Here is a 22207-nt window from a genome sequence, read left to right on the forward strand (position 1 = left end):
GAAAGAATCCCGATTATGGCATGCATAGGCCTCTTGCCTCCTGAAGGTTCATGATGGAACATCGGTTATGCATCCATCTTATTCACGATGAAAGGTTCGTGCTTGGGTTGTTATGCTCGACAGGCCGCAGAATCGAGAGAAAACGTTAAGCGTCCCCCTGGCGAACATAATCCTTATGCTAGGGCGTTCGGCTCGTTTCCCTGGCTTTTCATCGCTTTAGGGCATGCACAGGCTATTTTTGTGCGGGAAGAAGAAAAATAGCGGGCGAGATTCTCTCTCGACACCGCTATCTTTTACATCCTGAATGCATGGCCCGCCTAACGCGAAACACGCAGAGCGACATACCAATGTAATTCTATGAAGCCGCATGTCCGCCAGTGTTCTTACATGATCTTGTTTAAGTAAAGCATGTATTCACCACGGTTCAGTGGGTTGACTTGCCGCCGTGTATTCACTGGGAAGGGAGCTTGCACCTTCGTATAACCTCCTGGTTTAACGGTGAGCATGCCTTCGCCGCTCGTAAGGGAATGAACCTCGGCTTTCAGCAAGTCGGTAGTCCGCACCGGAATGGTGCCGTGAACGTGGACGGTACCGTTATGGAACGCGGGTTCCTGATAAGTGCCGTCCAGCGCGGCTAATTTGGATAGTACTTTGCTTAAGCTGTTTTCCGGCAGAATGAATTGGATCACGTTCATGGGCTCGTATACTTCCGTCCCTGCTTGGTCGAGCGCAGCCATGAGGACTAGAGGAGTCAAGCTTCGAAAGTCCTTTGCCGTCGAAACCGGGCTTGCGTAACCGGTATGGGTCAGCGTTACGATCGTATCGGTCACGGCCCATCCGTACAAACCTTCCTGAAGCACCTCGAATACCGTGTCTTTAATTGCTTTCTGAAAAGCTAAGGGAAGGGAGCCCAGCTCCACTTCCAGTCTGTACTGAATTCCGGTACCGAACTCGCCAGGTTCGACCCTGATGCCCACCGTTGCATAAAAAGGACACTCGCCGATATATTCAACAGCTTCTCCGGTGCCATAAGGCTTCTCGATGCAAATCACCCGCGGAGCGGAAAATACGGCTTCGATGCCGTACTGCTGCAGAATCGTTTCCAGCAGAATTTCTTGCTGGACTTTGCCGAATACATGGATGACATTCTCGCTAGTTTTCGTATCCTGGCTATATTGCAGAAACGGATCTTCTTCGGTGAGATCGCTTAAGGCGGCATGCAGCTGATGTTTCTCCGCGGAATGAACGGCCGAAACCTGGACTTGAATCGGCGGCTTTTGAAAATGAACCGTCTTCATCCTCCCGGAAACGCTGCCGATGACATCGCCCACCTTGAGTTCGCCGTCGATGAGAATGGCGATGTCGCCTGCGCCGATTCCATGGACCGGAATGGATTTGCCCTGGTGCAGGGCATGAAGCTGCTTCACCTTGAGCGTCGAGGTTTGTCCGTTCTGATGGATCACCGGAATTTCATCACGATACTGGATGCAGCCTGCGTACAGGCGGAGGTATACATTCCGCTCTCCATTCGGTCGTCGGATCACTTTGAATACCAAGCCGGATAACGGTTCATGCTGAAGCATCGACGATGGGTTAACCGGGAAAAAATCACCGAGCGCTTGAAGCAGCGGTTCAATGCCGAGGCCTTTGGCTGCTGAACCTGCAAATAGGGGATAAGCTTTGCCTTGGCGCGTTTGCCTCCGCAATTCCTCCTGCAGCCGCTCTTGTGATATCGGAATATCCAGGGCATAATCGTTCAGTAGATCGTCATTGGACAATGCCAGGGTTTCTACCCAGCCTGCGTGGTGGGGATCGGCCGCGTCCGCCTGAACGGCTGCGCCGCCTTCCTTGATGACCGAGCTCATCTCGCAAATATGTTCGTCAAGCAGATGGCGTATCATCGCATAAACCTTCCGGTAGTCGGCGCCCATTCGATCGATTTTGTTCATGAACAATAGGGTGGGTATCTTTTGTTCCTTCAATGTCTGCATGAGCACCCGGGTTTGGGACTGTACGCCTTCGACGGCGGAAATGACCAGAATGACGCCATCCAGTACGCTAAGCGAATGCTCGACCTCCGAGATGAAGTCGGCATGGCCGGGCGTATCGATGAGATTGACTTTCAGATCGCCCAGCATGAACGATACCGCGGCGGATTTGATCGTAATGCCCCGTCTCCGCTCAATGTCCAATGAATCCGTGGTCGTATTGCCATGGTCCACCGAGCCTGCTTGTTCAATAATCCCGGCCTTAAATAGAATTTGCTCCGTCAGCGTAGTTTTACCGGCATCAACATGGGCCAAAACTCCAATGTTCAATATGTTCTTCATATATCGTAACCCTCATTCGTTTCATCATTTGTAGTCCTTTCGGTTGGATGTCGTTGTGACATTGCCGCATAGATATCGCCTCCATGTAGAATAAAGTTACTTCTAGTTTATCCATTGGGAAGTGAACGGAATATGGAATAAATGCTTATAATCATTCATTATCTTGCACGGTACCTGACAACGTGCTGCGTCCTGTTTGGATTTACATATTTATTACCGTGAAATATCGCCCGAGTTGAATTAGGATAGAGGCATAAACCATGTTGAAGGAGTCTTGCATTTGATATCACTTCATGTCATAGATAAAGATAATTGGGAGGATTGCATCCGCCTTAAACCCAAACCTGAACAGGAGAAATGGATTGCCCCTAATCTATATTCCATAGCGGAAGCTCAATTTATGGAGGGTTTCGAAACGAGAGCCATTTTCCATGATGATGAAATGATCGGATTTGTTATGTACGGACTGCACCTGCACGATGACAACTATTGGATATACCGATTTATGATCGACGGCAAATTTCAGGGAATGCATTATGCCAAGCCTGCGATTCGCCTGGTTCTTGATGAGATTCGGCATTCGCCGAATCGTACGGACGATGTTATGCTGTGTTACAAACCCGGGAACGAGCGTGCAAAAAGGCTCTATACCCAAATCGGGTTTACGGAAGCCGGTTATGCTCCCTGGGGAGATGTGATGGCTAAATATAATTTTGTATAATATAGACGTTCATAATAAAACCGTGCGTTCTGCCATAACTTATGGCGGACCTATAAAAGGGGAAGGGAGGGGACTGCGATTCGAACCTTAGCGATAAGCGACATTCATGGCTGCTATGATGAATTCAATCGGTTATTGTCCGAAGTGCGGTATCATCCCGCACAGGATAAGCTGGTCCTGCTTGGGGATTATGTGGATCGCGGATCAAAAAGCAAAGAAGTGATTGAACAGGTGATGGGGATGCGGGATTCCGGCGTCATCACCCTCCGCGGGAATCATGATCAAATGATGCTGGATGCCATTCTGCTGGATACGGACGAAGTGAATTCACGCTGGATTCGCAATGGTGCGCGAAATACGATTGAAAGTTATTGCGGCGCCGATTTTTTTGATGGCGATATGGATCGCTCCAGATACAATGAAGGCAAAGCCTATATAAAAGGGCAATATGAGCATCATCTATCATTTCTCGATACACTGCCCCTGTATTATGAAACAGACACCCACATATTCGTGCATGCCGGAATCAATCCGGGCGTGGAAGACTGGAAGCAGCAGCCTCCACATGATTTCATCTGGATACGGGAACCATTCTTCAATTATCCCACCGGCATCAACAAAACCGTGGTATTCGGGCATACCCCGGCCGTCAACTTGCATGACTCGGAGCATATTTGGTTCTGTGGCGATGGGGACAAAATCGGCATCGATGGAGCATGCGTATACGGTAAGCAGTTGAACTGCCTGGAAATCACGGAACAACTGGAATACCGAACGTATTTTGTCCGGTCCGTGCCTGCGGAGTGATAGGAAGAGTATGTTATTCTATCATTAAAGCCATGGTTTAACAGACATAATAGGAGGATCAGTCCATGTTGATGATGAACGAAAAGATAAAAGCGCGCGAAGTCGAGCTTACCGGCTTGAACGGCGAGGAGTTGGGCGTCGTCTCCAGGGAAGAGGCGCTTGCCCTGGCTAAGCGTCACAAAGCCGATTTGGTGTGCACCTCGTTGTTCAGCAGCCCGCCGCCATGCAAGCTCGTAAGCCGCGGCCAAGCGAAGCAGGAGGCGGTTAAAGCGAAGCAGCAGGTTTCGGGCGGTCCGATCAAAGTCAAGGAATTCCGCCTGTCCGTACATATCGAAGAGCATGATTACGACACCAAGCTCTCGCAGGTGCATAAGCTGCTGGCAGCGGGCAAAGCCGTCCAGCCGGTCATACGCATCCAGGGCAAGGAAGGCGAAGCGGCCCGTAAGCTGCTTGAACGACTCGTTCAAGATCTGGCCGGGGTGGGCAAGAAGGAAACGGGCATTCAGGTCAGCGGCAAACAGGCTGCGGTGAAGCTGCTGCCGGTATAATCTTGCGGAACGTCTTACAAGAGCGTTTCATTATTGGTGACGTACAGCGGTTTACTTTTTGAGTTTCTGGTGATATTATGGATCAAATTATAAACGCCATGAAGAGAAGAGTAAATGAACAGGAATCCCCACAGAGAGCTCCGGTATGCTGAAAAGGAGCGGGAAGCCCTTCATTGAACCAAGCCTCCGAGCGGCGCATCGGAACTTATCGATAAGGGATGGTGCGACAGGAGCTCCTGTTACAGAGCTAGGGTATAAGCGATCGCGTGATGGCCGTACCCGATAAGGCTGGTATCGAGAGATATCGGCAAACCGGGGTGGCACCGCGAAACGAATCTCGTCCCCAAGACTTATGTCTTGGAGACGGGATTTTTTGTTTTATACGGCATTGCGGCAGTAAAAAAACATAAGGAGGATTCGATTATGAGCAACGACAACAACAAGGAAGCGGAAAAGGCGGATTTTTTGACCAGGATGATCAAGGAGGATGTGGAGAACAACGTATATCACAGGCCGGTGGCTACGCGGTTCCCGCCAGAGCCCAACGGTTATCTGCACATCGGCAGCGCCTATGCAATCCACATTAACCATGCCATCGCCAGCCGGTTTAACGGGACATTCAATCTTCGGTTCGACGATACGAATCCGCTGAAGGAAGACATGAAATACGTGGATGCGATCCGGGAGGATATCGAGTGGCTCGGACTGAAGCCGGGCGTTTATTTCGGATCGGATTATGCGCATCAAATCGCTGAGGCAGCAAGGAAACTCATCACCAAGGGGAAGGCATATGTCTGTGATCTCACGCCGGAACAAATGACGGAATACCGGGGGACGCTGACCGAAGCCGGCATGAACAGCCCGTTTCGAGAGCGCAGCATCGAGGAGAATTTATCGTTATTCGAACAAATGCTGGCAGGGGTATTCCGAACGTCCGCGAAAGTGCTCCGGGCCAAAATCGATATGTCTTCGCCCAACATGAATCTGAGAGATCCTGTCTTATACCGGATTATTCATGCCGAGCATTATCGTACGGGAACTACGTGGTGCGTGTACCCGATGTATGATTTTGCCCATCCGATCCAGGATTGGATTGAAGGAATCACTCATTCGCTGTGCTCTGCCGAATTTAAAGAGCATCGACCGCTGTACGAATGGGTGCTGGCCGAGCTGGAAGTGACGGAGCCCCCGAAGCAGCGGGAGTTTGGCAGATTGAACATCTCCGGATACGTAACAAGCAAGCGATACCTGAGGGAACTCGTCGAGGGAGGTTTTGTGGACGGGTGGGATGACCCCAGACTGCCTACGTTGAAAGGACTTCGGCGACGGGGGGTGACTCCCGAGGGAATCCGGCATTTCCTGGACGAACTTGGCGTGATTCGCGGCAACAGCATGGTGGATTCGGCGATGCTCGACCATTTCATCCGTCAGGACTTGAAGGATCGGTGCCGCAATGCGATGGCGGTCATGAACCCGCTGAAGGTGATCATTACGAATGTTCCGGAAGATCGCACCGAGATGCTGAGCATACCGAATCATGAACATGACGAAGTGCTAGGGATGCGGGAGGTTCCTTTTTCACGGGAGCTATACATCGAACGGGAGGACTTCATGGAGGAGCCGGAACCCGGATTTCATCGGTTATCGCCCGGCAAGGAAGTGCGCCTGAAAGGCGCCTACTTCATCAAATGCGAGCATGTCGTGAAAGACCCGGCAACGGGGGACATCATGGAAATTCACTGCACATATGATCCACTGACGAAGAGCGGCAGCGGATTCAAAGGGCGCAAGGTGAAATCCACGCTGCACTGGGTCTCAGCGAAGCATGGGATTCCGGCGGAGCTTCGCTTGTACGATACATTATTGAAGGAATCGGCCGAGTTGTTGGAATCGGATAATATCTGGGCGGATCTCCTGAACCCCGATTCGTTGATTCGGATCAAAGACGCCATACTGGAGCCCTCCATGAAGGAAGCGGCCATGAACCGAACGTACCAATTTATCAGACACGGCTATTTCTGCTTGGATTCCAAGCATGCAACAGAGCATAGGCTGGTGTTTAACCGGGTCGTTTCGTTGAAGGATTCATGGAAGAAGACCGGCAAGAATTAATGGATACGATCAAGGGGCTGCGATCGTCGGGTACGGACACTCAGACAGCACAAAAAAGCCGGCAGCGAGTGGCTGCCGGAGAATCCTTTGCGAAGGTCTTGATCAATGATCCTGTGTATGCTGCTATTCATGGGACGTTAAGCCGTCCAATGTGCCGGCCGGGATAAGGATGAGGGAAGCCGGGTGTTTGCGTCTCCCTTCGCCGCGTTAACCTGGAATTGAGTAAGGAAGAGGCTGTTCGTTAAATTAGCTCCCCTTAGGTCCGCATCCCGGAAATCGGCCCCGATCAAATCCGCGGCCCGCAGATCGGCTCCTCTGAGGTCCGCCGCAATGAGGTAAGCTCCTCTCAGATTGGCGTATCGAAGGTCAGCTCCTTTAAGCTTTGCTCCCATGAGATCGGCACCACGGCCCCCGATCTTCCGACGCACGGGCGGCCCTTTATGCTTCTGTCGCGCATCGTCCCGCACAAGCTTACTGGTTCGAAGAAGCAGCTGGTTCACTTCGGCGCGATGAGCTGCCACATCCAGCCGTAACAGGGATGCGGCTGGAAGCTGGGTCAACCTCCTCGTCGCTTCCAGCGACGACCTAAGATCAGAATGTATGCCATGCGCCGGCTGCAAACTCAGCGCTTCGTTCAGGTACCATAACAGCTCGTGAAGCTGTCGCATAATCGGAAATACGTCGAACATTTCTTTGGCCGTCTCAGGGGCCTGCCGCCAGTCGCGTCCGTTATAGGTAACCTGTGAAACCATTTGTCCCGCGCCGAAGCATTCATAAACGGTGCATCCCCGCATGCCTCGCTGCCGCAGGCTGTTGTGCACGCCGCATCGGAAGTCGGATTGCAGATGGCGGCAAGGAGTCCCGCCGTCTTTGTCGATGGCAAAATCGGTGGAGGAAGCGAAAGGCAAAGCGACGCAGCATAATCCAAAGCAGCGTTCGCAATCCGATTGCAGTTGAATTCGGCCCTGTTCATCAGGGTTGTGTTCTTGTCTGTCTAGCATGTGTAGAGGAGCTCCTTCCGGTCATAGAAACGTCAATAAATGACTCATTATAGTTATATTTTAAATCAAAATAAGGATAGAGTCATAGATGCAATGTTGGTTTTAACTGTTTTATACCTTAAGAATGCGTGAGAGCCCGATCTGCGCATCCATCGTTTAGTCTGCCAAGGAAATTTAGGCAGCTTTTTGTGCATGATCGATGAAAAGCCAACAGATAGTATATAATGAAATTCGTGTCTTCGGACAGGCTTGATGTGGAATCCCGTTCATTTCAGGACATATGTCCTTTCCTGCGTCCGGTGAGATCACTTTTAATAGTATACAGATCTATAGATGAAGGAGTATGTATCGTGAGAGGAATTTTATTTGCATTCATTGGCGGTGCCTGCATTACGCTGCAAGGTGTAGCCAATGCACGGATCAGCCAGGATATGGGGACGTGGCAAGCCGCCGCGGTCACGCAGCTGACCGGGTTTTTGATGGCATTGGTCATTCTGCTGTTCGTCCGGGACGGCAGCAGGCAAGGCTTCGGGCAAGTGAAGCCGCTGTATCTGATCGGCGGAGCGTTGGGCGCGCCCATCATATTCAGCGAGGTGACGGCGATTCAGAACATCGGTGTTACATTAACGATATCTGCGTTATTAATCGCCCAGTTATTCTTGACGTTCCTGATTGACAGCAACGGATGGTTCGGCGTGGCGAAGAAGAGAATGAGTTTGCCTCAATTCATCGGGATTGGGATGATGATTGCCGGAGTCGTGATTATCAAATTATGATGCGGATAATAAGGGGCCTTTAGACGGGTGATGGGGAAAGGAGACAGGGACGTGAAGGAAATTCATGATGCCGAGCTCATGCAGGATTTTTTGTTAAGCAACCAAATCAATTCCATATTTCCCGATGGGCTAAGGCCTTATTTGGTGTTATATCATTTTGACCACGGCGACATCATCTGTACGCAAGGCGAGCCTGCCGAGATGCTGTACGTCCTGGTTGAAGGGAAAATTAAAATCTTCACGACATCCGCGGAAGGCAAGGCGCTGGTCCTTTCATTCAAAAACCCGCTCGAGGTGATTGGAGACATCGAATACGTTCAGGGAAATCCGATGATCAATACGGTGCAGGCCGTGTCGCCCGTCTACATGATCGGCGTGCATTATCGCTGGCTTCGCAAATACGGGCAGGAGCATCCGCCGCTGCTTCAATTTTTGCTGCGGATCATCACGCGGAAATTTTATATCAAATCCAATTTCTTGAGTTTTAATTTACTGCACCCGGTTGAGGTGCGACTGGCCAGTTATTTACTGTCCGTTTCGGAGGAAGCGTCGGGCACGTTTGTCATGAGCGACCCGGCCGCATACCATCTGACGGATGTCGCGAATCTGCTCGGAACCAGTTATCGGCATTTAAACCGGGTGATCCAGAAATTCAGCCATGAAGGACTGATCGTGCGTCGCAAAGGTTCCATTCTGATTAAAGATCGGGAAGCGTTGATGAGTGTAGCCGGCGGCAATATCTACGAAGAATGACGATGGTGAAAGAAACCGTAAGGGAGATAGAGCATGGTAGCAGGATTGGTATTAGCGCTGATCGCGGGTTCGTTGGTTAGCTTGCAGAACATTTTCAACAACAGGGTGAATGAAAAAACAGGCTCCTGGTCTACAACGACGTTGGTGCTAGGCATGGGCTTTGTGGCTTCGTTCGTCATGAGTCTTGCCGTAGAGGGAAAAGGGACATTCGACATTCAAAACATGGAGCCTTGGTACTGGATCAGCGGAATGATCGGAGTCGGGGTCGTGATCTGTTTGGTACAAGCGACAAGGCTGCTTGGTGCTACATTCGCGATTTCGATCGTTATGACCTCGCAGCTCGGCTTCGCGCTGCTGTGGGACTCCTTGGGCTGGTTGGGTCTGGAGAAGGTCCCGTTTACGAGCAATCAGTTGATCGGTGTTCTTGTGATTGTCGGGGGCATACTAGTATTTAAGTTAGGCGGTAAACAGGAGCAGCAAGAGACGGCATAGCCATCAGCAAACGAAGAATGAGGGAGGAATCCATATGATAACGGAAATTGATAAAATCGCTTGGATCCACATCGTGGATGGACGCATGCTGTGCGCACGTTCCAAAGGCAAGGACACGTATTACCTGCCCGGAGGAAAGCGGGAACCGGGAGAATCCGATATCGAAACCCTGGTTCGGGAAATTGAGGAGGAGCTGTCCGTTCGCATCAAACCGGAGTCCGCGGCGAATGCAGGGAGCTTCCGCGCTTCCGCCCACGGTAAATCGGAGGGCGTTCGGGTAACGATGTCCTGTTACACGGCTGAATATGAAGGGAAGATAAACCCGGCTTCGGAGATTGAAGAGCTGGCATGGCTCACGTATAAGGATCGGGGACGGGTCTCCGAGGTCAGCCAGATGATTTTTGATCATTTACATGAACTGAAAAAGCTGGCGGATTAGCCCTCAGGGAACATCATCTTGCATCCGGGCTGCCAATTTGACGGGCGCTTTCGATATTCATGCTCGCCCTGACAGCAGGCCCAAGTGAATACAGCCATGCAACAAAGAAAGACGCTCCGAGGGGAGCGTCTTTTGTATTTGGAACAAATGTTCGTTTTATGGGTCATCTAAATTGAAAATCACTATATTCGGCTTTGATATTATTAGTATAACTCAGCGTTAAATATAAGTCTATATTTTGCCAGGAAAATGCCCTATAGTTTGTAATACCCGGCCGGGAGAGAAACTGCATCGCCAAATGTTTAACTTGTGTTGTTTGGACGGAAAGAGGGAGTTATATGCCAATTCGATTATGGAATACCAATTTAAAAGTTCGATTGTTCGGTGAAGCGCTGTTCAATATGCTGTTTTGGATGTATTTCCCTTTCATAACGGTTTATTTCGGCGCTGCTCTAGGCAATCATATTGCGGGAATCCTGATGACGGTTCCTCCGATATTCAGCATCGTCGGCAGCCTGCTCGGCGGCGCCTTGGCCGATCGGCTGGGACGACGCCCCGTCATGCTGCTTGGCGCCTCGCTGCAAACGGTCATGTTTGCGCTGTTCGCGCTGTCGCCTTCGCACTGGACCGATTATGCCGCATTTATCGGCATCGGATTCGGGGGAGCCATCTACAGGCCGGCCAGTTCGGCGATGGTAGCGGATTTGGTTCCCGTTCAAGAACGACGGCAGGTATTCGCAACGTTTACGACGGCGAACAACCTAGGGGCCGTGCTTGGCCCGGCGCTTGGCGCCATTTTCTTTTTTCAGTATCGGCAAGAGCTCCTGTGGTCATGTTCATTCGTATTGCTGGTCTATTTCATCGCGATTTACTTCATTGTTCAGGAAACCTTACCGGCTTCAGCGAACGATCCGGAGCGATCTGATTCGATCCTTCAGGTGTTTAAGGCGCAGTGGAAGGGATACGGCATCATTTTTCGGGATAAAGTGTTTCTGATATACATACTGGCAGGGATATTTGCCCTTGTGACCATCATGCAGCTGGACCTGTATTTGGCGGTATATGTCATCGATTATGTGCCATCCCAGACGCTGTTCTCCTGGAACGGTCATTCGCTAATATTATCGAGCACGGAGATTCTTGGGTGGGTACTGGGCCTTAACGGGCTCCTGTTCGTTCTATTTATTCTTCCGGTCACCAAGTGGTTTCGGAACTGGAAGGAGCGTGACGTATTCGTTCTTTCTTCCTTGCTATCCGGTGTAGGCACGTTTGCGCTCGGGCTGAACACCAACATCTGGTTTTTATTCTTCGTAACCATTATTTTTACTTTCGGGGAAATTGTCCGCTCGCCGGTAACGCAAAGTTTTATCAGCCATTATGCGCCGGAGCATGCAAGAGGACAGTATATGGGAGCTGACAGTTTGCAATTTACGGTAGGAAGATTGCTGGCGCCGGTGACGGTATTTCTGTCAGCTTGGGTACCGCCGATGGGCGTATTCGGCATCATACTGTTATCGGCCTTGATCAGCACGGTGTTGTACATTCTGCTATTTCGAATGTATGTAGAAAAAAGGCATAGCTAGCGGACGCTTGAATGGATCGTATAACGAAAGGGCCAAGCCGGGTTGGGACGCAACCGGCTTGGTTTTTTACTTTTTCATTCGAGGCTCGACGTGGAGGTTTGGAAAAATGTTGTATTTTAATATTTACAAACCGCCGGTCGGTATATATAATGGAGTTACAAATTCACGGAAGGTTGGTGAAGGCCATGATACCGTTTATAGCCATGTTCGTGTCGCTTCTTTTGTTTCGGGTACTGGGCTTTGCAGGTTGGGAGTATACGAATGATTGGGTTATTTCGCTCAGGTTTGCGGTTGCGGTCATGTTCCTGATTACGGCTTCTGCCCATTGGGGAAAACGCCGAGCCGATCTGATCGCGATGGTCCCGCCGGGGATCCCTAATGCCGCGTTTGTCGTTAGCGTCACAGGGGTGCTGGAGATTGCGGGAGCTATTCTGATCCTTATTCCGGCCACGGCCGCCTTCGCCTCTTCAGGCCTGGCTCTTATGCTGCTGGCCATGTTTCCGGCCAATGTGTACGCTGCAAAACACCGATTGCCGCTCGACGGCAAGCCGGCCACTCCGATCGGACCGAGAACGCTGATGCAAATCGTATTCCTGGCGGCGGTCATCATGGCGGGATGGCTTCCGCCTCAGGGGTAACCAACCATCATCAAGGAGGATAACAGATGAAGCAGGAAGAACGACGAGAGCAGACCAAGCGAATACTGCTTGAAGCCACGGAAGAACTGATACGTGAGCAGGGCGCAAGCCAAACCACGCTCAATGACATCATGAAGCGTTCCGGCTTGTCCAAGGGAGCTATTTTTCATTATGTTTCAAGCAAGGATGAGCTGTTTGTCCTCGTGTTAAGAGCAAAGCTTGCCGAACAGAACGAGCAGTTCATGAACGAGGTGAACAAGCAAGGGGACATGAAACAGTTTGACGGGCCGATGAATGCCATAACAAGCGGCATGTCGAGACTGGAAAGCAGGGACGATGTCAGCAACCTGATCTTGATGTACCTGATCGGCAAAAGCGATCAGCCGGAAATTGCCGACATTGTGGCTGGCTTCTACAGGGAAGCGACGGCCACTTCCAAGGAATGGATTGTTACGGGCCAGGAAGCCGGCGTCATAACGAAATCCATCGATGCGGAACGGACGGCGGAGCTGTTCGAGCTGTTGTCTTTCGGATTGCGGATGCGGGGGCTTATCGGCGTAACAAGCGATGTATTCAGCACGAAGGAATATTCGGATTTCATCATCGATATATTGCGGCCCGGACATCGGAAGGAGGGGGATGACTGATGACGTTATGGCTATTTCTTCACATCTCCGGATGCGTATTGTTTCTGGGCAATATCGTCACGGCGGCATTCTGGAAGGTGCGGGCGGACCTGAAAGGGGATCCTGCAGAGATCCATCACACGGTAAAAAATGTCATGTTAGCCGATGCCGTGTTCACGCTTCCCAGCCTGCTGCTGATCATCGTTTCAGGCATGGTGATGGCCGTGCAAGCCGGATATGGAATGAGCGGGATGAGCTGGCTTACGGCTTCCTTGGTTTTGTTCGGCGTTACGGGAATTTTGTGGGCGGGCATATTGATTCCTCTGCAAAAAGGAATGATTCGGCATAGTTTGCAGTCCGTAAAGGATGGAGGGATTTCAGCAAGTTATAAGCGAGTTTCAACGTATTGGGCGGTAGGCGGGACGATAGCAACACTGCTGCCGTTCGTTATTTTATACCTCATGGTGAGTAAACCATTCTGAACGATAATGACGATCTGATCGCTAAACCGCGATCGGGTCGTTTTTAGTTAACGGTCCGTAACGAAACATGTCGCGTGAAGCGCCGTCTCCCTCTCGCGTTAGCGCATATTTGACAATCGTCTGCATACGATTAGGCGAGAAAGCTTGCGAATAGGGAGGAAAACTTCATGTCCGTTTATGATCCGCAGCTGGTTCAGATGGTTAAGGCTTATCTGCCAAACGGCGCGGAAATTGTACACATGGGTCATACTGCCAAACATGCTGCCGTCATAACCGCCGATGTCACGGGAGATAAGGTGCCTGAAATCATTGGAGTCTATCGATTGGATGAAGCATTGTATCTATTTGTGCTGTTTTATCGAAATGATGGTTACGAAGTCGTTGCCAATGTCATGGGACAGGGGTATGGGGTTACTTTACTGACGGCAGCTCCCGTGTTAAACCCTAGCCTGAACCATGTGATCGTAGGTTGGCAGCTCGGCTCTATCTGGTCCAAATTGTCGATCTACGCATGGACTCCGGAGGGATATAAGGATATCGCGCCTGCTGACGTGAATTTCAGTTATATCGATATCGTGGATCTGCCCGGTCCGGCGGGCTCGGATGGTCTTGCTGAAATCGCGTTATGGATCCACGATACGGGGGAAGCGTATCGAGTCGAAGTGGTCAGGTGGGACCGAGGAACGTTAGTGTCTGCAACGGATGCTTACCCTTATTATTTTCCTGCCGTCGTTCAGTATTACGAGAGATTGACGCACGAACATCCGGATTACGCTTATTATTGGTACTACTTGGCAGACGCGCAATACCGGGCAGGGATGCCGGAGGCCGCGCTTGTGTCGGTCCGTAAAGCACTTGAGTTCGCAGAGCCTTACCCTTCACGCGAGATTCTGTTTGAGCTTGAGAGCCGGATCAAGGAAATGCTGGCAAGCAGGGGGCAATCGCAGACCCTGGGCCGCTTATATCCGGCATCCGTGAAAACAACGAGCGGAACAAAGTGGGGATACATTGACCGTAGCGGCAGCATGGTCATTCAACCCAAGTATGAGGATGCTCAGGATTTCCAGGACAATGGCCTTGCAGTTGTTGGCGCAGACGGCCTTTATGGGCTCATCGACCGGTTCGCCCGTTTCGTCGTGAAGCCCAAGTATCAATCCATCAGTCCATTCTTGGAACATCGAGCGACCGTGATCGATCGTCAAGGCTTTCAGATGATCAACGAACAAGGGAAAGTGCTGACAAGGCAGAGTTATCCGTATATCGCGGGGCTTAGCGAAGGAAGAGCCGTTTTCGATGTCACCGATTCCGGCGGCGGAGATGGCGCAAACAGCCGATACGGCTACCTCGATGCCGAGGGTCAGGAGGCGATCCCTGCGCAGTATGAGGAAGCGAATGATTTTGCAGGCGGCAAAGCCGTTGTGAAAGTAAAAGAAAATCTGTATGCCCTCATCGATCCCCAGGGACGCCAATTCGCCACCTATCCGTTCGCTTACGTTGGACCGCTAGGTGAGGGCATGCTGGCCTTCCAGAAGGAAAGCGCCGGGAAGTACGGATATATCGATGAACAGGGGAACGTTGTCATCCCGCCGGCTTACACTTCGGCATTTCCTTTCCATCGAGGCAGAGCTATCGTTAATACGTCTGAAGATTACCGATCAAAGTATGGCGTCATTAATGTACGAGGGAAATGGGTCATCCAGCCGGAGTATAACGACATCCGGGATTTGAAGGAAGACCGGTTTGCGCTCGGTCGTGCGATTGATCCGGAACAGCCGTATATTGGATCCATCTATGCCATCGCAGATTGGGACGGAAGGAAGCTGTCCGATTATGTATATCGTGACGTTCTTGAATTCAAGCATGGTTTGGCCTCGGTATATGATGCAATGCAGACGTATTTCATCGATCGATCAGGCCAACCGGCGCCGGGATATCCCCGCGTGAACGGCAGCGGTTCATTTACGCTGGAACCAGGCGGCTTGATAAAGGCCATGGTCGATCAGAGGCTGTCGTATCTGGATCGGTCGGGCCGCGTCATATGGAAGCAGAATACCGTAATTCCGTTACACCCTCCTTATCAGGTCGTAGAGGAGAAGTATAAACCCAATCCGGATTACTTAGTTTATTATCCTCAGATCGAGGGAATGCGGGATCGGGCTGCCGAGCAAGCGGTTAATAACAAGCTTAAAGACATGTCTCAAGTAAAGTTTATTCCGGCGGACCAGCTGTTGGAATATGCTTATACAGGCGATTTTGACGTCATTTTCTACAAGGAGCAGCTGCTTGTACTCGAGCTGAACGGTTATCATTATCCCTTCGGTGCCGCGCATGGCATGCCGACCCGAACCTTTGCCTTGATTAACCTGGGGAACGGCAGCATGTATTCGCTGAAGGATTTGTTTAAGCCAGGCAGCGATTATGTGCAGGAGCTCAGCCGGATCGTCGGCAAGCAGATCAAGGAAGATCCTCAGTATTCGTACGTGTTCCCGGACAGTTATACGGGAATCGCTCCCGACCAGTCCTTCTATGTGAAGGATCATGCGATTCATCTGGTGTTTGCGCCTTATGAGATCGCTCCTTACGCGGCGGGTTTTCCGACATTCACCATTCCGTTCGCACAGATCCGGGATATCATCAATACCGAAGGTGAATTCTGGAAGGCGTTCCATTCCTGACATTTCATTCAGCGCGCCGCTTTCGAGGACAAAAGCCGTGCCTGGCCTTTTCATAAGACCGAACAAGGTTTAGAATAGATGAATATTGCCCGATTGATTACAACATAGAAAGGACCTTCATGGTGGTAACATTTTTTCTTCTTATTATTTATCTTGCCTTCATTAGTTTAGGGCTTCCGGATTCGCTGCTTGGTGTCGCCTGGCCGGCCATGCAGCCGGATATCGGAGCGGCCTTTGAATCTGCGGGTTTACTGTCAATGATGGTAACCGGAGGCACGATCGTGTCCAGCCTGGTCAGCGGAAGCGTGATCGAACGCTTCGGGACGGGGATTGTTACATTTATCAGCTGTTTGCTGACGGCCAGCGCGCTGCTCGGGTTTTCGTTTGCTCCATCGCTGTTCTGGCTCATTCTGCTGGCGATTCCGCTTGGTTTAGGCGCAGGGGCAGTGGATGCAGGGTTGAACAATTACGTGGCCAACCACTATAAGGCCCATCATATGAGCTGGCTGCACTGCTTCTGGGGCGTCGGCGCAACGTTAGGACCGATCATCATGTCCTATTCGATGGGGACCGGCAATGCATGGAGAGACGGATATTATACCGTATCGATCCTGCAATTCGTGCTGGTCTTCATCCTGCTGCTTACGTTACCGCTATGGAAGATCGTGGCGAGCCGACATAAGCCTCAAGACATGCAGGACGTATACACGGGAACCGACTCCGCGAGCAGAGGGGAAGCCATGGTCCAGAAACGCGGGAATCCGCTGCAGATCAAAGGGGTAAAGGTTACCTTGCTGGCATTTTTGTTCTATTGCGGTGTGGAAGTGACCGTCGGTTTATGGGGAGCAAGCTTTCTGGTAGGGACCCGAGGTCTGCCTTTGGAAACAGCGGCAGTCTGGGTGTCCATGTATTACGGGGGCATTACGGTCGGCCGCTTCATAACCGGATTCGTCACGCTGAAGATGAACAATCTCACCCTCATACGAGCCGGGCAGGTGACGGCTATTGCCGGGGCCGTCCTGTTATTACTGCCGCTGCATCCCTATCTGTCCCTCATCGGATTGATTGTCATCGGACTCGGCCTTGCGCCGATATTTCCTTGCATGCTGCATGAAACGCCGGCGCGCTTCGGCAGAGCTCAATCGTCCAGAATCATGGGGTATCAAATGGCTGTTGCCTATACAGGCACAACGATACTGCCCCCGCTCTTTGGGATCGTTGCAGCCCAGATATCCATCGGTTTGTTTCCCGTCGTCATCCTATTGTTTGCCTTGATCATGATGCTGAGCTCCGAAAAGGTCAACCGGATCCTCTATAAAAGCGGGAAGAGTACGGTTTGATTCGAACCGGGCTCTTCTTTTGTAAAAAAAGCGTTTCCAAAAAAGTTATTGAAACGTTTCCAATTTGGTGTTATGATGATTTCCATAAAAGAGATTTAAGTGGGGGGTTAAATGTCAAGTATCAAAGATGTAGCCAACTTAGCTGGTGTGGCTGTGGGCACCGTGTCCCGTGTCATTAACAATTCGGGTGCCGTTAAGCCCGCTACACGCAGAAAAGTGGAGATGGCCATACAAGAGTTAAATTATATCCCTAATGAGATTGCCCGAAATTTCAAAATGCGAAAGTCCAAGATGGTAGCCCTGCTGCTACCCAGTATCTGGCATCCTTTTTTCTCGGAATTAGCTTATTACATAGAAGATGAGTTGGATCAAGAAGGTTTTAAGCTCATGCTGTGTAATAGCGGCGGCAAACCTGAGAAGGAATTGTATTATCTTGATATGCTTCAACAAAACAAAGTGGCAGGTATTGTCGGCATTACGTACAACGATATCGAAAATGACGTAAGCAATGACATCCCGATTGTCAGTATAGACAGGCACTTCAACAAGAAAATCACATGCGTAACTTCGGATAATTATGAAGGAGGGCGTCTGGCGTTAAGGGAGCTTGTCAAAGCGGGTGCCCGAAAGCCGGCTTTTATGGGAAGCGTCACATCCGTTTTCAGTGAAACTATGAATCGGAGAGAAGGCTTTATTCATGAAGCCAAAGCAATGGGAGTCGACTATGTTATTTACGAAAAGCCAGACCCCGTTGTAGACGATGAAGCCTATTTTTGCGAGTTTCTAGATAAGTATCGGGATGTGGACGGCATTTTTGCTATTACGGATATGTTCGCTGCCAAGTATATCGAAAGAGCAGGCAGACTGGGCATTCGCGTTCCGGAGGATGTAAAGGTCATCGGATATGACGGGATTCAGGATCATCCGTATTTCCATCCGATATTGTCAACGATCAGACAACCTGTAGAGGAGATGGCGCGTACGACGATCAGGCTGCTCTTCAAAAAGATCGATGGCAAAACATTGGACCGGGAAGTTTATCGTCTTCCTGTCATATTTAGACAAGGTGAAACGACTTGATTGTTACATGGAAGCAAATGCTTTACCCTAGGTTATTCATTAGAAAAACATCAACTGCTACGGAAGAAGCTTTACTGGTATAATTACTGGTTGACGTTTTTCTTATACTAAGTTGGAAACGTTTCAATTAAATTGGAAACGTTTCAAATACAAATTCCATGCTGTGAAGAAAGGGAGTATGACGGTGATTTCACGAGATTCCGGGGGACAACAACCCCTCATTAAAGAAAATCGTAAAACTTGGAGTCGAGTCAAACGCAACTATGAGCTGTATCTGTTCCTGCTGCCGATCATTCTGGTTTATCTCCTGTTCAAGTACTATCCGATGTACGGAGTACAAATTGCATTTAAGGATTTTTCACCGAGCCAGGGCATTTGGGGCAGCGAATGGGTGGGTTTCCAGCATTTTATTGATTTTTTTAATTCTTATAATTTCTGGACCATCATGAAAAATACGCTAACGCTCAGTTTCCTATCGCTTGTGTTCAGCTTCCCGGCTCCGATTATTATTGCGATCATGCTGAATCAGATGCTGGGCAAGCGTTACAAGAAATTTATTCAGACCGTCATTTATGCACCGCACTTTATATCTACCGTTGTGCTCGTCGGTATGCTGCATGTTTTTTTATCTCCAAACAGTGGTCTCGTGAACCTCATCATTACCTGGTTCGGCGGGGAACCCATTCTATTCATGGCTGACGAAGGATGGTTCCGTCCATTGTACATTTTGTCAGGCATATGGCAAGAGACCGGTTTCGCTACGATTATTTACCTGGCTGCGCTTGCCGGGGTCAATCCGGAACTGCATGAAGCCGCGATTATGGATGGAGCAAGTAAATGGAAGCGAGTATGGTACGTGGACATTCCCTCGATCTTGCCAACCATTGTCATTCTTCTGATTCTCGCACTCGGGAACGTCATGAGCATCGGTTTCGAGAAAGCATTTCTAATGCAAAGCGATCTGAACTATGCGACTTCGAATATTATACCGACCTATGTATATGAATTGGGGATTCAGAAGGCGCAGTACAGCTTTTCTACGGCAGTCGGACTGTTTAACTCCGTCATCAATATCATCCTGATTGTCACCGTCAACCGGGTCGCCAAAAAATTAACGGAAACCAGTCTTTGGTAGGGGGGATTCACTTTGAACCAGTTATTGAAGAGTAAAAGCAGAGGAGACGCATGGTTCGACGCCATCAACTATTTCTTCTTGACCGTAGTCATGCTGATCGTATTATTTCCGCTGTATTTTGTGCTGATTGCTTCATTCAGTGATCCCAATCTCATCTATTCGGGGGAAGTCTGGTTATTTCCGAAGGGCTTTACGCTCGATGGCTATGAACGAATATTCAATGACTCCTCCATTTGGATCGGGTATGCCAACTCCCTGCTATACGCGGGTATTGGAACTTTGATCGGAGTAGCGGTTACCGTATTTGCCGCTTACCCGTTAGCCCGTAAGGATCTGGTTGGAAGACCTGTTATCATGTGGTTCTTATTGATCACCATGTTTTTTAGCGGCGGGTTGATTCCTACGTATTTGCTAATCAAGGATCTTCACATGCTTAACACGATCTGGGCACTTGTGATCCCCGGTGCCGGCGGCATCATGAATGTCATTATCGTAAGGACCTTTTTTCAGTCCTCCATCCCGGATGAAATGTGGGAAGCTGCTTCGATCGACGGTTGTTCCAACACCCGATTTTTCTGGAGCATTGTATTGCCTTTATCGAAGTCCATAATAGCCGTCATGGTACTGTATCATGTCGTCGGTTTCTGGAACGGTTTCTTTGATGCTCTGATCTATTTGAACGACGAAAGTAAATATCCGCTGCAACTGGTGCTTCGCAACATTCTTGTCCAGAATCAGGTGAACTCCGGCATGATGGTGGACGTGGAATCCTACGCGGCGAAGATGCGCGTAACGGAGCTGATCAAATACGGCGTCATCATTGTATCCAGTCTGCCGCTGCTGATTCTCTATCCTTTCCTGCAGAAGTACTTTGTCAAAGGCGTTATGATCGGATCGATCAAAGGATGATGAAGACAGATACTTGAAAGGGGGGATGCGCAGCAGAATCGATATATCAGCATCCAGACCACTATAGATAAAGACAAAGTAATGTATCAATCTTGCGTAATGATCTAAGGGAGGTTATGTACGATGAAATCTGTATTCAAAAGAGCGGGGATTCTTATGTTAGCCGGAGCTTTTGCGCTGAGTGGATGTTCAGGAGACGCCAAGAATCAGTCGGATAATCCTGATCAGGCTGCGAATTTTAACAAAACGGGTCTTCCGATTGTGAATGAACCGGTATCGTTAAAGATGGTATCCCCGAAAGCAGCATTGGCGCCAGAGTATTCGCAAATGGAAATTTTCAAACGATTGGAAGCGGAAACCAACGTTAAGATTGAGTGGGAGAACATTCCGGATACCGACTTTACAGAGAAGAAAAATTTGCTGCTGGCCAGCGGCAACTTACCGGATGCTTTTTACGGAGCCGGATTCTCCGATTACGAGCTGGTTACTTACGGAGAGGATGGTACCATCCTCCCGCTGGAAGATTTAATTGATCAATATGCGCCTAATCTGAAAGCGCTCTTAGATCGCCGTCCTGACATTAAGTCCTCGATCACGGCACCGGATGGGCATATATACGGGCTGCCTTCGTGGGAAGAGAACAATCTTGGAACAAACCCCTTCTTTCACGTCATCAATAAAAATTGGCTCGACAAACTGGGCCTGAAAATGCCGCAAACATTGGATGAATATACAGAAGCATTAGTTGCCTTTAAAACGCAGGATCCAAACGGCAACGGCAAGGCCGACGAAATTCCGTTAAGCTTTATGCACATGCAGTGGTGTATGGATATTGCTGGCATATTCGGAGCTTTTGGACTTCCGGATAACATGGAACATCGGATCGTCCGCGACGGAAAAGTGATCTTTACTGCTACGCAGCCTGAATATAAGGAAGCATTGAAATATTTCCATGAAAAATGGTATAAGCAGGGCTTGATTGATCCTGAATCGTTCACCCAGGACGCCGCTCAGTATCTGGCCAAAGGGAAAACATCAACCGAAACACTCGGTTCCTATATCTGGTGGGAAGTCGATGAGGTGGTTGGACCGGAGCGAAGCGAGGATTATGCGTTGCTGTCTCCGCTCAAAGGACCGAACGGGGATCAATTGATCGGTCGCGGCAACGGTGGCGGTCCAGGACGCGGCGCTTTCGTGATTACAAAAGAGAACAAGAATCCGGAAATTACGATGCGTTGGATCGATCAGCAGTATGAGCCCTACATGGCTGCTCAAATCCACTGGGGTCCACTGGATATCGTATTCGAGAAGGACGAGAATGGGAAATTGGTAAACCTGCCGCTTCCCGAAGGGACTTCTGCAGGCGAATTCCGTCAAAAAGTCGCTCCAGGCGCTGGAGGACCAGGTGTTATTACCATCGAAGATTTGGGAAAAGTCGTTGATTTGGAGCCTAGAGCCCAGCAGCGCGTTAAAGACTTGGAGAAATATTACGATCCCTATATGGAAAAGGAAAACTATCCGAGTATCTTCTTTGAGCCGGAGGAACTGGACAAAATCAATCGAATTGAGCCCGAATTGATTAAATATGTCAATACCCAACGAGGAAAATTCATTGTTGATGGCGGCGTCGATGAGCAGTGGGACAGCTATGTGAAGACTCTGGAGAAAATGGGCTTGAACGAATTGATGGAGATTTATCAAAATGGGCTAGATCGTTATAACGCAAATCTAAAATAGATAGATAATCAAACGATAGGTGG

At 49.8% G+C, this 22207-nt stretch carries 20 protein-coding genes and 1 other annotated feature; of the genes, 18 read left to right on the plus strand and 2 right to left on the minus strand.

Going from position 1 to position 22207, the window contains the following annotated elements:
* Window positions 1–383: 383 nt before the first annotated feature.
* Window positions 384–2330 (minus strand): elongation factor G, encoded by a 1947-nt coding sequence (locus GYMC10_RS12765; RefSeq protein WP_015734827.1) that lies wholly within the window; start codon window positions 2328–2330, stop codon window positions 384–386.
* A gap of 280 nt (window positions 2331–2610) precedes the next feature.
* On the opposite strand from GYMC10_RS12765, the gene GYMC10_RS12770 reads away from it, so the two are divergent.
* The 4 genes from GYMC10_RS12770 to GYMC10_RS12785 all read left to right on the plus strand — a co-directional run bounded on the left by GYMC10_RS12770 (window position 2611) and on the right by GYMC10_RS12785 (window position 6518).
* On the plus strand, window positions 2611–3051 hold the full coding sequence (locus tag GYMC10_RS12770) for a GNAT family N-acetyltransferase (protein WP_015734828.1): 441 nt from the start codon (window positions 2611–2613) through the stop codon (window positions 3049–3051).
* A gap of 93 nt (window positions 3052–3144) precedes the next feature.
* The gene (locus GYMC10_RS12775; protein ID WP_144374226.1) at window positions 3145–3858 is read left to right on the plus strand and encodes a metallophosphoesterase family protein; all 714 of its coding nucleotides are present in this window, start codon (window positions 3145–3147) and stop codon (window positions 3856–3858) included.
* Between the two features lie 65 nt (window positions 3859–3923).
* Window positions 3924–4406 (plus strand): translation initiation factor IF-3, encoded by a 483-nt coding sequence (infC, locus tag GYMC10_RS12780; protein WP_015734830.1) that lies wholly within the window; start codon window positions 3924–3926, stop codon window positions 4404–4406.
* Window positions 4407–4495: 89 nt separating this feature from the next.
* Window positions 4496–4754 (plus strand) — a binding site (T-box leader).
* A gap of 75 nt (window positions 4755–4829) precedes the next feature.
* The gene (locus tag GYMC10_RS12785; protein ID WP_015734831.1) at window positions 4830–6518 is read left to right on the plus strand and encodes a glutamine--tRNA ligase/YqeY domain fusion protein; all 1689 of its coding nucleotides are present in this window, start codon (window positions 4830–4832) and stop codon (window positions 6516–6518) included.
* A 137-nt stretch (window positions 6519–6655) separates the two neighbouring features.
* Here GYMC10_RS12785 and GYMC10_RS12790 read toward each other — a convergent pair whose 3' ends face one another.
* A complete protein-coding gene (locus GYMC10_RS12790; protein ID WP_015734832.1) occupies window positions 6656–7519 on the minus strand; it encodes a pentapeptide repeat-containing protein in 864 nt (287 codons plus the stop codon).
* 350 nt (window positions 7520–7869) lie between these two features.
* Between GYMC10_RS12790 and GYMC10_RS12795 the strand changes: the two genes are divergently transcribed.
* From GYMC10_RS12795 to GYMC10_RS12860, 14 genes are all read left to right on the plus strand, one after another.
* Window positions 7870–8295 carry a DMT family transporter gene (locus GYMC10_RS12795; RefSeq protein ID WP_015734833.1) on the plus strand — a complete coding sequence of 142 codons (426 nt, stop codon included), beginning with the start codon at window positions 7870–7872 and terminating at the stop codon, window positions 8293–8295.
* A 51-nt stretch (window positions 8296–8346) separates the two neighbouring features.
* Entirely contained in the window at window positions 8347–9048 is a 702-nt protein-coding gene (locus GYMC10_RS12800; RefSeq protein ID WP_015734834.1) for a Crp/Fnr family transcriptional regulator, read from the plus strand.
* A 33-nt stretch (window positions 9049–9081) separates the two neighbouring features.
* On the plus strand, window positions 9082–9540 hold the full coding sequence (locus tag GYMC10_RS12805; RefSeq protein ID WP_015734835.1) for a DMT family transporter: 459 nt from the start codon (window positions 9082–9084) through the stop codon (window positions 9538–9540).
* 34 nt (window positions 9541–9574) lie between these two features.
* Complete coding sequence (locus tag GYMC10_RS12810) at window positions 9575–9979, plus strand: NUDIX hydrolase (protein WP_015734836.1); 405 nt, start codon at window positions 9575–9577, stop codon at window positions 9977–9979.
* A 338-nt stretch (window positions 9980–10317) separates the two neighbouring features.
* The gene (locus GYMC10_RS12815; protein ID WP_015734837.1) at window positions 10318–11562 is read left to right on the plus strand and encodes an MDR family MFS transporter; all 1245 of its coding nucleotides are present in this window, start codon (window positions 10318–10320) and stop codon (window positions 11560–11562) included.
* A 185-nt stretch (window positions 11563–11747) separates the two neighbouring features.
* Window positions 11748–12200, plus strand: a complete 453-nt coding sequence (locus GYMC10_RS12820; RefSeq protein WP_036663524.1) for a hypothetical protein — start codon at window positions 11748–11750, stop codon at window positions 12198–12200.
* 26 nt (window positions 12201–12226) lie between these two features.
* A complete protein-coding gene (locus tag GYMC10_RS12825; RefSeq protein WP_015734839.1) occupies window positions 12227–12847 on the plus strand; it encodes a TetR/AcrR family transcriptional regulator in 621 nt (206 codons plus the stop codon).
* Window positions 12847–13308: a DUF2269 family protein gene (locus GYMC10_RS12830; RefSeq protein WP_015734840.1), complete on the plus strand. Its 462-nt coding sequence runs from the start codon at window positions 12847–12849 to the stop codon at window positions 13306–13308. The genes GYMC10_RS12825 and GYMC10_RS12830 overlap by 1 nt, the downstream gene beginning before the upstream one ends.
* A 167-nt stretch (window positions 13309–13475) precedes the next feature.
* The gene (locus GYMC10_RS12835; protein ID WP_015734841.1) at window positions 13476–15983 is read left to right on the plus strand and encodes a WG repeat-containing protein; all 2508 of its coding nucleotides are present in this window, start codon (window positions 13476–13478) and stop codon (window positions 15981–15983) included.
* Between the two features lie 119 nt (window positions 15984–16102).
* Window positions 16103–17323, plus strand: a complete 1221-nt coding sequence (locus GYMC10_RS12840; protein WP_015734842.1) for an MFS transporter — start codon at window positions 16103–16105, stop codon at window positions 17321–17323.
* A 111-nt stretch (window positions 17324–17434) separates the two neighbouring features.
* A complete protein-coding gene (locus tag GYMC10_RS12845) occupies window positions 17435–18403 on the plus strand; it encodes a LacI family DNA-binding transcriptional regulator (protein ID WP_015734843.1) in 969 nt (322 codons plus the stop codon).
* Window positions 18404–18581: 178 nt separating this feature from the next.
* Window positions 18582–19538 carry an ABC transporter permease gene (locus tag GYMC10_RS12850; protein ID WP_036663522.1) on the plus strand — a complete coding sequence of 319 codons (957 nt, stop codon included), beginning with the start codon at window positions 18582–18584 and terminating at the stop codon, window positions 19536–19538.
* Between the two features lie 12 nt (window positions 19539–19550).
* A complete protein-coding gene (locus tag GYMC10_RS12855; protein WP_015734845.1) occupies window positions 19551–20447 on the plus strand; it encodes a carbohydrate ABC transporter permease in 897 nt (298 codons plus the stop codon).
* Window positions 20448–20570: 123 nt separating this feature from the next.
* The gene (locus GYMC10_RS12860) at window positions 20571–22184 is read left to right on the plus strand and encodes an ABC transporter substrate-binding protein (protein ID WP_015734846.1); all 1614 of its coding nucleotides are present in this window, start codon (window positions 20571–20573) and stop codon (window positions 22182–22184) included.
* Window positions 22185–22207 lie beyond the last annotated feature (23 nt).

It is taken from the genome of Paenibacillus sp. Y412MC10 (assembly GCF_000024685.1).
Taxonomy (GTDB): domain Bacteria; phylum Bacillota; class Bacilli; order Paenibacillales; family Paenibacillaceae; genus Paenibacillus_AQ; species Paenibacillus_AQ lautus_A.